A 12,569-nucleotide genomic window follows, 5' to 3' on the forward strand; every position below is an offset into this window, starting at 1 on the left:
TGTTCATCAACCAGCGACTACATAAATCAAAGCAGCTAATACGTTCGGTACTGCAATAGCTCCAAATCGTTTTGCATCTTCAACTCGGCTCACCTTGCGCGTCTTTTTGGCTGAAAAGAATGTGCCTGTACTTCCTAGCACGATACTGTCAATAAGGTATGCCAAAGCTAAAACCAGTGATACTGCTCCCATCGTGCCTGACACAAAATAGAGATAGCTCCACTTCGCTGTAAAAGCAGCAAGAGCAAGAACAATCCCGACCGTCACGATACCTGCTATAAATCCTTTTTTAATCATTGCATCCCTCTTCCCTTCCTACTCCTTAAACTTTACCATATACTTCTTTTTTTGTATGATATCTTACATTTTATTCTACTATACTCACATTTTATGGTAAAATTAGTAAGAGAGGTGGTACATATGAAAAAACGTCAAGGAATCACGCTGCTTTTATTTATACTCGGAGCAGCCTCTATTTCTTTTGGGATGGCTTTAAAAAATATCTTTCCTTATTCCCCTGCAGCTGGCTGGATTCTAGGGACACTGCTTTTGCTAGGAAACTCGTTTTATACGAGAAGATACTTACATAGAAGGTCAATTAAGAAGTAAATATCCGCCCCGAGCCGTATATACAAACCTTCATTCGGTTATGGTAAAATAGATAAGCAAAAACTGGATGTAAGGAGATTTTGAGTTTGAAAACAGGATTAATATCTGGCATTATATCTTTAATTATTGTGATTATCATTTCTATTACAGCAGGCAACTGGCAGTATATTTACTATATTTCAGGCCCTCTTGGCATATTACTTACGGCAATTGCACTCGTAACCTTACTGGACGCATTTCGATTTGAAACGAGAGGACCTTACTTTACCCCGGTCCGGCAGCGAGAGGATACAGAATGGATGAAACGTTTTATTATTGCAGCTGTCCCTCATTTAGTTGCTTCATGTATTTGTATCTTATTTTTATAGAAACCAAAAAGCCAATGAATGATCTTCATTGGCTTTTCTTATTTATTATATTAAATACCGCGCGACATACCGTAATAATCAATACGGTAATCCACAGCTCCTTCTGCAAATACATTTACAGCTGATTTGGAATCTTTTTTCGGGAATACCCGGGAAGTGAAGACAATTTTGCCACCGTTTATATAAATTTCGACGATGCTTTTGTCGACAAATACGCGAACACCGACTTCATTTGACGCTGTCCATTTTTCAGAGCGAACCACACCGTATTCCGTTGCATATTGATGGTGGAATGAAGAGCGGTCGAGTCGCACTTCTTGCTTTTCTGTATCAAACACGAGGCGAAGCTCTTCTTCTTTACTATTAAACAGCTCTAAACCAAACTGTTTGGCCGCTATCTCGCGGAACGTCATATTGATTTCATATGCATTGTTTGTTGCTTCATCAATGATCACTTCTTCATTTTTTAGCGTTCCTCTAAAATGAACCGCTTGATCTCGAAGCTTATTTAACTCTTCTACAGGCTTTTGAACAAGTTCATTTCCTTCAAGCGAAAGCTCACGAGGAAGCGTTAATGCATGGGACCATCCGTATTCGTCTGACGGATAGTCAACATCCGGGTTTCCAATCCATGCAAATAGCAAGCGACGTCCGCTTTCATCTTGGAACGTTTGCGGTGCATAAAAGTCAAACCCTTTATCAATTTCACGGTAATACTCCATTTCAAACGTTAAACTTTCCACATCAAATGTTCCCACCGCGTAAATCACATTATAAATATTATGAAAATCGTGGCCATCCGCTTTGATTCCTTGCGGTGAAAAGACAAACACATCTTTTCCGTCCAGTTTAAAGTAATCCGGGCACTCCCACATATAGCCAAAGTCAGGAAGCGATGTTTTAACTTCGCCTTTAAATGACCACTGAAGCGCATCGCTTGATTCATACACAATTAATGCGCCCGTTTCGTTTTCACGCTGAGCGCCTAGCAGCATATAATATGTATCATTTTCTTTCCATACTTTCGGATCGCGCACATGTCCTGTATACCCATCAGGAACGCCTCGTACCGCTGGATTATGCGTGTATTTTTCCACACTTCCATCTTCGTTTAGCATCGCGATACATTGATTAGCTGAACGTGAGCCGTCTTCGTATTTTACATTCCCCGTATAAAACAGCAGCCCTTGACCATCTTTTTCAATCGCACCGCCTGAGTATGCGCCGTGCGATTCATATTCTTCCGTTGGCGTTAACGCAACCGGAAGGCGTTCCCACGTTACTAAATCCGTAGATTTCACATGAGCCCAGTGCTTCATTCCATGCATCGCACCGTACGGATACCACTGATAAAACACGTGATATTCACCGTTTAATTGAATCAATCCGTTTGGATCATTCATCAGCCCGTACTGTGGATGAATATGATAAATCGGCTGCCAGCTGTCTTTGATTGCTTTCTCTTTTAATGCTTCTAACTCTCCAGATTTTGCTTCTAAAATTGTTCTGTACTTCGATTCAGCCATCTCTTCAATCCCTCCAGCATCTAAAAAAAAAGAGAACGTATTCTCCTTGCACTCTATGATATAAAATTTCAAGTGAAAATGCTACCAAAGAACGAATGTTGTCGTTTTCTTGTGTCGGATTTTATAGATAAGTTTTTTTCTGTTTTTATAGCAGAAAAGAAGGTTTTTCTGTCAGGTGGTTGAATACTATATACAATCAAATTTCACCAGCCTGTACGAGCGTCCGACGGCACTTGCAGATTTTTTTAGCGAATCATTTGCGTTTTACAGGAAGTATTCAACAAAATGGTAAACCCTTCATATTACATATTATAAAAGGAGGAAATGTCATGACAAAAGAAAACGTAAAAGAAACAGTAGGTAAAGAAACAAAAGGTGGAAGCAAAGAGTTATTAGTCGGCACGTTAGTAGGTAGCGTAGTGGGTGTAACAACAGCTTTACTAGTAGCGCCAAAGTCAGGAAAAGAGCTGCGTGCTTCTATTCAAGACGGAGCGAATCAAGCACTCGCTAAAACAGGTCAAGTGAAAGAAACGGTATATGCAAAAGGCCAAGACCTCAAACAGCGCACGGCTCGTCTTTCACAAAAAGTCTCCGAACAATCTTCGCAAGTTGTCAACAAAGTGAAATCTCTGCGCACTGCTAAAGAACAGCCGCTTGCAGAAACGGCTGCAGCAGAAGAGCTTGAAACGACAGAAATCGTTCAAGATCCTGTTCTTGAGGCTGAAGCGGTGCAAGAAGAATTAAATACAATTACGCAAGAAGTAAGTGACTTAGAACAATCTGTCGATGAAACAAGACGTTAATAACGAGCTGTAGAGATATCTCTACAGCTTTTATGTATATTCGCTATCCTTCCTTCCACCCTTCAAAAAAATAGCCTCCGTACGGACACGGCTCTGATTCCGGCAGTTCTTCATAACGCTGCCCACTGTAATACTTCGCCAGCACAATCTTAGGCTTAAAAGCCGCTACCCCTTCACTGTCTTCTTTCTCCGCTCCGCTTTCTCTCATCAAACAAAAAATATCCATTCCCGCAAACTCTCCGTACCCTTGATAGCACGACTCATAATAAACTTTACCAGGTGTCACCAAATAACACTCCCGCTGCCACGACGGCTGCTTACTGTAGACACTCGCAATACTTATTCCACTCACTGCACACTTCCAGCTGCAAATTCCAACCATACAACGCCTCCAACGACTTGATAGTCTATTCATCTACAACTTTTGATAAAATCAAACATTCTTTAAAATGTACAGAATTCTCTCTTCAGCCTAAAAGCCACACTACCAGATTCCCATTCCCCTTGACTTCACCCCAAAAGGTTCACCTATGCGGAAGTTGGCAGCCCGCAAGGGAGGGCAACTTCCGCATAGGTCTAGCACTTTATACTTGGCTGCACTTTAGCCAAGTATAAAGTGCTACATCGATAAAAATATAAAAAAGGTCTGATAAATCGACCATTTCTGGTGATTATCAGACCTCAAGTTTTTCTGCATTTGAGCGGCTTATTTGCTGTTCAAGCGATTTAGCCAGCTGTACGATTTCGTGATCTACATATTTTGTTTTGATTTCTTCGATTTCCATTAATGTTTTAGAAAAGCTTTCTGCGTTATTTCCCTGTCTGTGCTGCACATCTTTAAAGAAATCAAGCAGTGCCTCGTTAGACTGCGTTGGACGGCTAAAATCAATCGTGTACATTTTGTACCCCAGTGTTAAATTTGTTGTAGTTGTCATAATTATTTCCCCCATTCTTCCTATAGTGATATATCTTCTACTCTTTACCCTTTAATTCCTTCTTTTTAACCTAAATTAATTATTTTTTTAAAAAAACTTCCCATTATAAGAAAAAACACCCTTATAACAAGGATGTTAGAGTATTCTTCCCTTCGGTACAATTCCAGATGCGAAGTCATCTTTGAACTTAAAGCTAGCAGAATTGTTTTCCGTTAGAAAATGTATTTCCCATTTAAAGACCGGATATTCGGGCTTGTACATTTCTACTTTCTGATCGGGATTTTCTTCTAATCTTGCAATTACTCGTTTGAATCCTTCATATGCAATCCACCAATCGCTTCCGGTTTCATCGGTAATAAAACAAATAGAACCGTCAATTAAATGAAGGTTTTGCTTGATATCATCAGCATTTGTAAAATACGCATTTCCAAACGTTTGAAGACAATGATCGCAATAACCTGCTTTGCCTCCGTCTTTATAAATCCAGTGCGCGATTGGCTCACTGCAGTCTTTACACGTATTCGTCACTTCTTGAAGAAATGTTTTTCCGCTCCACTGTTCTTTTTCATTTTCAAAAACGGTCCATACTAAATAGCTTTCCGTTTGTTCTGAAATAAAAAGGCGAAACGGCTCGTCTCGATGCCAAAAGTGAATATTTTGTTCGTCTGATTCTTCAAAGTCAATGACAAAATTATCTCGTTCTAATATATGTCGAATAACATTGGTTAAAAAGGTAACATCCATATAAGGACCTCCCGTACTAAGCGTGGCTTCTAGTAAAAATAGCGTTTATGAGTTAAAACATATCACGCGCGCTGAAATAACGTCAACGATTACCTCTTGCTTTCTCCGAAAACTGGAAAAGAAATGGTCAAACGCGTTATAATGGTAGTCATGTTGAAACGGAAAGGAGATTTTATGAAGTTTACCGTTCAATCAACTGCACTTTTTCTTCTCTTTTTTATTTGTTTAAGCGGCTGTTCTGATAACGCCGAGCAGTCAAAAAAGCCGGCCGGCTATTTAGTTCAAGGGCGCATTTTAGAAGTGAAACAGGAGGAAATTCTTATTGCAAACGTCATTCCGCGAGATACCGCGCTTGACTATACAACAAAAGAAATACTTGGTTCTAGCGATGTACAGCCTATTTATGTAAAAGTTTCGGATGATCAAACATACAAAAAAGGACAGCTTGTTAAAGCATGGCTCAAAAAAGACAAAAGCGTTCAGTATTCCGTTCCGGCAAAAGGCGAGGCTGTTGAAGTCAACATTTTAAAACAGCCGTAGAAAAGCTCCTGTTACGGGAGCTTTCTTCGTGTCAGCTGACGCCCGGTCCGATTCATTTTATGCTGTTCAAAATCCCACTTTTCTAAAAAGCGCTTTGCTGATATATAACCAGATTCATATAAAAATTCGATTTCTTCTTCCTTTAAGGCAAAATCCGTTGCCGTAATCACACCCGTTGGAATTTGCACCGTTCGTTCTTTTGTCTCCGCGTTTAAGTACCGCAAATCGTGAGCTTGCAGCATCGTTGTAAACATACTTTTAAATAAATGGACCGGCGTCGGAATAACAGCGGCTGTATCAATTTCTTCTTTTACAAATCGAAAACCAAACGTCGGGAAACGCGGATGCTCCGTATCAAACAGCCAAATCGGAAAATTGCTTAAAAGCGCTCCGTCGACAATGTATGACCTCTTGAACCCTTTGGATTTCCAGATGATGGGACGAAAGAAAAAAGGAATGGACGCACTCATCATCACAGCTTGTGAAATCTTCATATCGCTTGGCTGCATTCCGTATCGGGGCAAGTCGTCAGGCAGCACAAGCATCTGTCCGTTCGAAATATCTGATGCAATAATTTTCAGCTTATCCGCTGGCAAATCCGCAAACGTTTCGATTCCTTTTTCACGCAGCAGACCGTGCACCCATTTTTCCAAATAATCATTTTTATAAAAACCTAAATGAATCATCAGTTCAATCAAGTTCCCAATCAGAGGAATTCGGTTAATAATTGTTTTCCCGCGAAATTTATCGTAGTCCATGTTTTGAAGCTCCTTGCGAATTTCACCACTTTTATAGCCGCTCGCTAAAAGTGCCGCTATCAACGCTCCGGCTGACGTACCTGCTAGACGCTGCCATTCTACATTGCTTTCTTCCATCGCTTCAATTGCACCCGTGAATGCAATTCCTCGAACGCCTCCCCCTTCAAACACAGCATCTGCTTTCACATCTTTCTCCTCCTATACAACTCTCTAGTTTTTATATACCCTTTTTTATATTCAGGTTTTCGCTACTCCATACCTTTTATTTTCCCAACAAAAAAAAGACTGTTTCATTTATCGAAACAGTCTTTTCTTTACAGTCGCTTTATTACCATTCGGTAGTAATTCATTGTCAGCCAGTAGAAAATGAAATAAATAACCCCGTATACTGCATCCGCTATTAAAACAGGGATTATCAGACTTTCACCGGTTAGATTAGTAATGACCTTCAGCGCAAATAGACTGTGCAAGATGCCAATTACTAAAGGCAAACCAAACGTAAACAGCTGCTGCTTTCGAACGGCGCTCATCATTTGAGACACTGAAAACCCAAGCTTACGCAGAACTTCAAATCTTTTGCGCTCTTGTTCGGCTTCGGAGATTTGCTTAAAATAAATAATGCTGCCCGTTGCCATCAAAAAGACGAGCCCTAAAAATCCTCCAATAAAAATAAACAATCCTTTACTCATTAAGCCTGCCTGAAACACATCATAGTATGAAGTACGCCTTTCTCCAGCTTCTTTTGCGATTTGATGATAGTTCTTAGTAAGTTCATTTTGTTTGTTTCCATCATCCGTATTAAATACGTACACCGCTTGCTTTTGTCCAGCCTTTGAAAGTTTGATAAACGTGTCGTGATTGACTACAAACTGATAGCCGGCACTCTCAGAGTCAAGAATAAGCGAAGGTTCTGATTTAACGACTTTTAAAGCAAGCTGTTCTGATTTGTTCAGCTGCACAGCCGCCGTTTTACCTGTACTAGGTTTAAACACTTTTCCTTTTGCCATCGAATCAAAAACAACGGTTTCGTTTGCGTTTAACGCAGGAACCGAAACGCCATTTTTCCGCACTTCTTCTTCATCTAAAAAGCTTATTCGCTCACCATCTCCATAATAACCAGATGTAATAAATCGAAAGTCTGATAAATCAGCAGAGTGCTTCACGATATGATAGACATACTGATTTGATTGGATATCTAACTCACGCAGTACATCCATAAATTCTTGCGCTGCGTTTTTGCTGTGCAGCGTATAGTCATAAGGCTGCATACTTCTGGCGTCGGCTTTTGTGTTATAGTACGAGGAATACGTCACACCAACTGCTACAAGTGTAGTAGCCGACAAGATCGTAATTAATGTTAACACTCGTGCATTTGCTTTAATTCGATACATCATAGTAGAAACGCTTAGCATATTTGCAAACGAATAATATCCGCTTGCATGCTCTCGGTAAAGCCCCATCAGCCACTCAATTGTAGCTTTAAAAAGTAAAAACGTCCCGAAAATAACCGAAAACAGTACAACTGCTACAATTAGAAAAAATTTAGGCGTCACAATGTTTCCCGATGAAAGGTAGTACCCGTAGCCAACGAGTAAAACACCAAGCCCTCCCACTACAATTGAGCGTTTCGAATTTATTTTATTTACGCGTTCACTTTTACTTTCCGCTTGAAACAAATCTAATAGCGTATAGCGGTACATAATAAAATAGCCTTGAAACGATATAAAAATGGTAACAATCAAAAACACTACGGCTGTTTTTAAAACCGCTTGAAGAGAAAATGTGAGCGTAATAGAAAGCGACAGTCCCATAAGCTTTAGTAAAAACAGCACAAACAGCCTTGAAAACACGGTACCTAGTAAAATACCGACCACCAAAGAAAAAATCCCCAGCAGCATATTCTCATAGAAAATCATTTTCCCAATCGTACGTTTTTCAATGCCGACTAAATGATACAGCCCGAGCTCTCTCTTACGCTGCCTGATAAAAAACGAGTTTGTGTACCAAATAAAGACGACAATAAAGGTAAGCAGAACGTAATTTGAAGCATTAAAAATGCCCTGCAGCCTCATCTCTTCTCCAATAACCTTTGAAATCGATTGGTCGTACTGAAGCGTAGCAAACACATAGTACACAATAATACTAAAAATCATTGAAAAGAAATAAAGGCTGTACCGGCTAATATTTTTGCGCATATTCTTTTTAACAAGATCAAATACGGTCATAGCCTTCACCGCCTAATGCGCCTTGAATGTTCATAATCCGTTTAAAAAATGCTTGTCTCGTTTGTTCGCCTTTAAACAGCTCCGTGTAAATTTGTCCGTCTTTAATAAACAGCACGCGGCTGCAGTAGCTTGAAGCCAGCGGATCATGCGTCACCATAATAATCGTGGCACGGTCTTCTTGATTTAGTTGCGACAGCTTTTCAAGCAGGCTTGAAGCGGCTTTGGAATCAAGAGCTCCGGTAGGTTCATCGGCAAAAATAACGGCTGGATTCGTAATCATCGCTCTCGCTGCTGCAACGCGCTGTTTTTGTCCGCCAGAAATCTCATACGGATACTTATCCGCCAGCTCATAGATGCCTAGTCGCGTTGCGGTGTCTTTAAGCTTGGTCTCCATCTCTTTCTTAGACATTTTTGTAACCGTAAGTGGCAGAAGAATATTTTCTTTTACCGTTAACGTATCCAATAAATTATAATCTTGAAAAATAAACCCTAAATGATTGCGTCTGAAAGCAGACAGCTTCTTATCTTTTATGAGCGCCACGTTTTCTCCTTGAATCCATACCTCGCCATCTGTAGGGCGGTCAATCGTTGAAAGAATGTTCATCAGCGTCGTTTTTCCCGCTCCAGATGGTCCCATAATACCGACAAACTCTCCTTCTTCGATTGTAAAATCAATTCCTTTTAGCGCTTCATATACGTTTCCTCTTGATCCAAACGTTTTAGTTACATTTTTCCCTTCAAGGACAATACTCATTTTCCTTCCTCCTTTCGTTCTTTTGTAGGCCACACGCTTTTCACTCGCTGCGGCAGCTCATTTTTTGTTATAATGTCATATTTCCGAACTTCATTACCTCGAACAAAAAGGTCAATAATCGTTCCTTCTTTTAACTGTTTAATCGTTGTAAATGTTTGAAACGTTGTTTGTCCTTTTTCGTTTATTACTGAAATTGTATATTGAACTCGTCCATAGTCGTCCACTTTTTTTGCTTCTTTTGGGATAATCCCGTATTGATGCTCCGTTGCGGCTTTTTGATAAATCTTTACTCCTCCTATACCTGCTCCCACAATAAAAATCAGGGCTAAAAGGCTAATCCACTTTCGCTTCATGTACGTTCCCTCCTTGTGTATAGCTCTATCTTACTTTGAATCAAGGAAAGATTCGTTTGAAGCAGATGACAATCTCAGCTTGCAATCTTACATTTTTGAAAGGTTATCAAAAGAATTCGGTTTGTAGAAGGTCAAAATCACTGTGGTTCCTTCGTGTAAAAGTGAATTTATCTCTATTCGATGGCCAAGAGCATCTGTGATTTTTTTTGAAAAATACAGCCCTAGCCCCGTAGCTCCCTTCGTTTTTCTTCCCGCATTTCCTGTGAATCCTTTTTCAAAAACCCGGGGAAGATCTTGAGTTGGAATCCCTTTCCCTCGGTCAGCGATAAATAACTTTACGTACTTTGGCGTTTCTTCACCAAAAAAAGAAAGCTTTCCTTCTAGAGGGCTATATTTAATGGCGTTAGACAGCACTTGCCTCACAACAAACTGCATCCACTTTGGGTCAGTATGCACCAGTGTGTCTAGATTTTTTTCATCAATATGCAGTTTCTTTTCAATACACCATTTTGAGAAGTACGCAACGTTTGGAAAAACAAGTTCACTTAGCGACACTGCCTGCACCTGATAATCTTTTTCTAAGTACTGCAGGCGTGCGGAATATAAATTCTGATCTACTAACCCGTCAATTTTCATCCACTCATCTTCAATATCCTTTAGCCAAGGCCATTTATAAAGCTCTGTACGATGAGCATTAATAAGCAGCTTCATCGCAGTAAGCGGCGTCTTGATCTCATGAACCCAAGTCGTTACATATTCCTGCTGCTCTCGCTGCTGTACGTGAAGAGCATGAGTTTGTCTGCGATATACACGATCTATATGCTGCAGCAGGCTCAGCATTTCTTCATCTGCTTTCGTTCGAACGTATGAATGCATTTCTTGTAAATCGTACGCATCGTTCCGCAGCATTAAGCTTAACTTTTTTAGAAATCTTCTTTCTTTTATTCCTCTCCATAAAAGAAACAGAATCAGCAGACACAGAGTTAAAAGATTCAAATACCAAAACGAAGTGGACGATACCTTAATATCGTACTCCAGCAGCAGCAGAGCATCGATTATACTCAGCCATATAAGAACAAACAAAATCCAGCTTAGCCTTTCTCTAAAAAAACTTTTCCACATCTTAATTCACCAAATACCCTTGACCTTTTTTAGTCACAATTTGATCATTCAGCCCGATATCTTCCAGCTTGATACGAATGCGTGTGATATTGACAGAAAGCGTATTGTCACTTACAAATTTCTCATCTTCCCATAGCCTTCGCATAAGCTCTTCTCGCGATACAATCTTGCCTCGTTCTTCCAAAAGAAGCCGCAAAATAAAAAATTCGTTTTTAGTTAAATGAATTTCTTGATCGTTATAATGCAAACTTCCTTTTTTTAAGTCTAGCACCGCTCCGTTCCACTCGATAACGTCTGAAATCGTATCTCCATACGAATACGTTCTGCGCAGAAGCGCCTGCACTTTGGCAACAAGAACATCTAAGTTAAACGGCTTTTGAATGTAGTCATCTGCCCCAACATTCATTGCCATAACAATATCCATTGGATGTTCACGAGAGGAAAGAAAGACGATAGGAGTTTTTGAAACTGTACGTATTTGCTGACACCAGTAAAACCCGTCATATACAGGCAAATTCACGTCTAAAATAACAAGCTCTGGGCTTTCTGCAATAAATACTTCCATTACCTTTTGAAAGTCTTCTACTCCAGCCACTTCAAATGACCACTGCTCAAATTTCTCTTTCACTAATTCATATATTTTACCATCGTCTTCTACAATTAAAATTTTCATACATTCACCTCTGTATTGTCCTATATATTATGTATAACCCACTGTTGAATACTCTCTTAAAAGCTCACCTAATCCATTAGCATGACAGCAATTTTCTTAAAAATAAACCATTTATTTCTGTAAAACGAAGAATGAACGAGTATTATCGTAGTGTAAACTTGTATATGTTACAAGTTTCTCTGTTCAAATACTACAAAATAATGACAATATCGTTAATAAGTAATCTTTAAACTCCATTAAATGCTCATTTTTTGTTACTATAGTATATAAGATGAAAACTTAAACTAATTTGACATGTGGATATGTAAAAAGGAGCTAGTTATCAATGAGTGTACCCAACAAATTACGCGACAACGCAATGGTGATGTTAAAAGAGACAAGCCGAACATTTTTTATTCCAATTAGCCACTTGCCGGCAGAATTGCAGGATGCAGTAGGATCTGCTTACTTATGTATGAGGGCAATTGATGAAATTGAAGATCACCCTGAGCTAGAAGCCGGTGTAAAAAGCCGCTTGCTTTACGCCATTAGTGACCTGTTAAAAAAGTCTTTTAACGAAGACGAGTACATGGCATTAGTAGGTCCTTATCAAGCTGATTTACCTGACGTAACGCTTCAGCTCGGCAACTGGATTGCGCTTTGTCCGACTGGAGTTGCAGATCAAGTATTAGATGCAACTTCTATTATGGCCAAAGGAATGGCCGATTGGGTAGAAAAAGACTGGCATATTCAAAATGAAGCGGATTTAGATGACTATACGTTCTACGTAGCTGGTCTAGTAGGTGTGATGCTTAATGACATTTGGAAATGGTATGACGGCACGGAAACAGACAAAGAATTAGCTATTGCGTTTGGACGCGGCTTGCAGTCTGTTAATATCCTGCGTAATACCTCGGAAGATTCAGAGCGCGGAGTCAGCTTCTTTCCTAACAATTGGAGCAGAGAAGATATGTTTGCCTACGCTCGCCGCAATCTTTCACTAGGAAAGAAATATTTAGAAGATGTCAAATCGCTTCCGATCCTTCATTTCTGTAAAATTCCGTTAGCGCTTGCTGATGGAACATTAAACGCCCTGATGAAAGGAAAAGAAAAAATGACGCGTGACGATGTAAATAAAACGGTAAATGAAGTTGTGGATATGTAAAAACAAAAGCACGGA

The 12,569-nt window shown here is 39.8% G+C and carries 16 protein-coding genes; 5 read left to right on the plus strand and 11 right to left on the minus strand.

Annotated features, from left to right (window positions below; translation table 11 throughout):
* Positions 1-6: 6 nt before the first annotated feature.
* Positions 7-297 carry a hypothetical protein gene (locus tag LIS78_RS19700; protein WP_195782186.1) on the minus strand — a complete coding sequence of 97 codons (291 nt, stop codon included), beginning with the start codon at positions 295-297 and terminating at the stop codon, positions 7-9.
* Positions 298-420: 123 nt separating this feature from the next.
* On the opposite strand from LIS78_RS19700, the gene LIS78_RS19705 reads away from it, so the two are divergent.
* The gene (locus tag LIS78_RS19705; RefSeq protein ID WP_013058545.1) at positions 421-609 is read left to right on the plus strand and encodes a hypothetical protein; all 189 of its coding nucleotides are present in this window, start codon (positions 421-423) and stop codon (positions 607-609) included.
* Positions 610-695: 86 nt separating this feature from the next.
* A complete protein-coding gene (locus LIS78_RS19710; protein WP_013058546.1) occupies positions 696-977 on the plus strand; it encodes a hypothetical protein in 282 nt (93 codons plus the stop codon).
* A gap of 50 nt (positions 978-1,027) precedes the next feature.
* Here LIS78_RS19710 and LIS78_RS19715 read toward each other — a convergent pair whose 3' ends face one another.
* The gene (locus tag LIS78_RS19715; protein WP_195782185.1) at positions 1,028-2,503 is read right to left on the minus strand and encodes a glycoside hydrolase family 32 protein; all 1,476 of its coding nucleotides are present in this window, start codon (positions 2,501-2,503) and stop codon (positions 1,028-1,030) included.
* Between the two features lie 329 nt (positions 2,504-2,832).
* Here LIS78_RS19715 and LIS78_RS19720 point away from each other — a divergent pair, with 329 nt between their 5' ends.
* Positions 2,833-3,306 carry a YtxH domain-containing protein gene (locus LIS78_RS19720; protein ID WP_013058548.1) on the plus strand — a complete coding sequence of 158 codons (474 nt, stop codon included), beginning with the start codon at positions 2,833-2,835 and terminating at the stop codon, positions 3,304-3,306.
* A gap of 43 nt (positions 3,307-3,349) precedes the next feature.
* Here the strand turns inward: LIS78_RS19720 and LIS78_RS19725 are convergent, their stop codons facing one another.
* From LIS78_RS19725 to LIS78_RS19735, 3 genes are all read right to left on the minus strand, one after another.
* Positions 3,350-3,688, minus strand: a complete 339-nt coding sequence (locus tag LIS78_RS19725) for a hypothetical protein (protein WP_013058549.1) — start codon at positions 3,686-3,688, stop codon at positions 3,350-3,352.
* Positions 3,689-3,980: 292 nt separating this feature from the next.
* On the minus strand, positions 3,981-4,241 hold the full coding sequence (locus tag LIS78_RS19730) for a hypothetical protein (RefSeq protein WP_013058550.1): 261 nt from the start codon (positions 4,239-4,241) through the stop codon (positions 3,981-3,983).
* 135 nt (positions 4,242-4,376) lie between these two features.
* Positions 4,377-4,985, minus strand: coding sequence for a hypothetical protein (locus tag LIS78_RS19735; protein WP_209150516.1), 609 nt, complete (start codon positions 4,983-4,985; stop codon positions 4,377-4,379).
* A 174-nt stretch (positions 4,986-5,159) separates the two neighbouring features.
* On the opposite strand from LIS78_RS19735, the gene LIS78_RS19740 reads away from it, so the two are divergent.
* Positions 5,160-5,525 carry a DUF3221 domain-containing protein gene (locus LIS78_RS19740; RefSeq protein ID WP_209150518.1) on the plus strand — a complete coding sequence of 122 codons (366 nt, stop codon included), beginning with the start codon at positions 5,160-5,162 and terminating at the stop codon, positions 5,523-5,525.
* 11 nt (positions 5,526-5,536) lie between these two features.
* Here the strand turns inward: LIS78_RS19740 and LIS78_RS19745 are convergent, their stop codons facing one another.
* The 6 genes from LIS78_RS19745 to LIS78_RS19770 form a co-directional block, all read right to left on the minus strand.
* Complete coding sequence (locus LIS78_RS19745) at positions 5,537-6,469, minus strand: patatin-like phospholipase family protein (RefSeq protein WP_252284243.1); 933 nt, start codon at positions 6,467-6,469, stop codon at positions 5,537-5,539.
* Positions 6,470-6,597: 128 nt separating this feature from the next.
* Complete coding sequence (locus LIS78_RS19750; protein WP_209150522.1) at positions 6,598-8,508, minus strand: ABC transporter permease; 1,911 nt, start codon at positions 8,506-8,508, stop codon at positions 6,598-6,600.
* Positions 8,495-9,262, minus strand: a complete 768-nt coding sequence (locus LIS78_RS19755) for an ABC transporter ATP-binding protein (protein ID WP_195782180.1) — start codon at positions 9,260-9,262, stop codon at positions 8,495-8,497. The genes LIS78_RS19750 and LIS78_RS19755 overlap by 14 nt, the downstream gene beginning before the upstream one ends.
* The gene (locus tag LIS78_RS19760; RefSeq protein WP_116075514.1) at positions 9,259-9,615 is read right to left on the minus strand and encodes a YxeA family protein; all 357 of its coding nucleotides are present in this window, start codon (positions 9,613-9,615) and stop codon (positions 9,259-9,261) included. Before LIS78_RS19760 ends, LIS78_RS19755 begins: the two co-directional genes overlap by 4 nt.
* Before the next feature lie 87 nt (positions 9,616-9,702).
* A complete protein-coding gene (locus LIS78_RS19765) occupies positions 9,703-10,737 on the minus strand; it encodes a sensor histidine kinase (protein ID WP_252284244.1) in 1,035 nt (344 codons plus the stop codon).
* A gap of 1 nt (position 10,738) precedes the next feature.
* On the minus strand, positions 10,739-11,410 hold the full coding sequence (locus LIS78_RS19770; RefSeq protein ID WP_195782177.1) for a response regulator transcription factor: 672 nt from the start codon (positions 11,408-11,410) through the stop codon (positions 10,739-10,741).
* Between the two features lie 325 nt (positions 11,411-11,735).
* Between LIS78_RS19770 and LIS78_RS19775 the strand changes: the two genes are divergently transcribed.
* The gene (locus LIS78_RS19775; RefSeq protein WP_013058559.1) at positions 11,736-12,554 is read left to right on the plus strand and encodes a squalene/phytoene synthase family protein; all 819 of its coding nucleotides are present in this window, start codon (positions 11,736-11,738) and stop codon (positions 12,552-12,554) included.
* Positions 12,555-12,569 lie beyond the last annotated feature (15 nt).

It is taken from the genome of Priestia megaterium, assembly GCF_023824195.1.
GTDB lineage: Bacteria > Bacillota > Bacilli > Bacillales > Bacillaceae_H > Priestia > Priestia megaterium_D.

Coding starts and splice junctions, on each gene's coding strand:
- LIS78_RS19725 (WP_013058549.1), bottom strand. CDS start 3,688: ATGGTTGGAATTTGCAGCTGGAAGTGTGCAGTGAGTGGAATAAGTATT.
- LIS78_RS19740 (WP_209150518.1), top strand. CDS start 5,160: ATGAAGTTTACCGTTCAATCAACTGCACTTTTTCTTCTCTTTTTTATT.
- LIS78_RS19775 (WP_013058559.1), top strand. CDS start 11,736: ATGAGTGTACCCAACAAATTACGCGACAACGCAATGGTGATGTTAAAA.
- LIS78_RS19765 (WP_252284244.1), bottom strand. CDS start 10,737: ATGTGGAAAAGTTTTTTTAGAGAAAGGCTAAGCTGGATTTTGTTTGTT.
- LIS78_RS19755 (WP_195782180.1), bottom strand. CDS start 9,262: ATGAGTATTGTCCTTGAAGGGAAAAATGTAACTAAAACGTTTGGATCA.
- LIS78_RS19735 (WP_209150516.1), bottom strand. CDS start 4,985: ATGGATGTTACCTTTTTAACCAATGTTATTCGACATATATTAGAACGA.
- LIS78_RS19760 (WP_116075514.1), bottom strand. CDS start 9,615: ATGAAGCGAAAGTGGATTAGCCTTTTAGCCCTGATTTTTATTGTGGGA.
- LIS78_RS19705 (WP_013058545.1), top strand. CDS start 421: ATGAAAAAACGTCAAGGAATCACGCTGCTTTTATTTATACTCGGAGCA.
- LIS78_RS19720 (WP_013058548.1), top strand. CDS start 2,833: ATGACAAAAGAAAACGTAAAAGAAACAGTAGGTAAAGAAACAAAAGGT.
- LIS78_RS19700 (WP_195782186.1), bottom strand. CDS start 297: ATGATTAAAAAAGGATTTATAGCAGGTATCGTGACGGTCGGGATTGTT.
- LIS78_RS19730 (WP_013058550.1), bottom strand. CDS start 4,241: ATGACAACTACAACAAATTTAACACTGGGGTACAAAATGTACACGATT.
- LIS78_RS19770 (WP_195782177.1), bottom strand. CDS start 11,410: ATGAAAATTTTAATTGTAGAAGACGATGGTAAAATATATGAATTAGTG.
- LIS78_RS19715 (WP_195782185.1), bottom strand. CDS start 2,503: ATGGCTGAATCGAAGTACAGAACAATTTTAGAAGCAAAATCTGGAGAG.
- LIS78_RS19750 (WP_209150522.1), bottom strand. CDS start 8,508: ATGACCGTATTTGATCTTGTTAAAAAGAATATGCGCAAAAATATTAGC.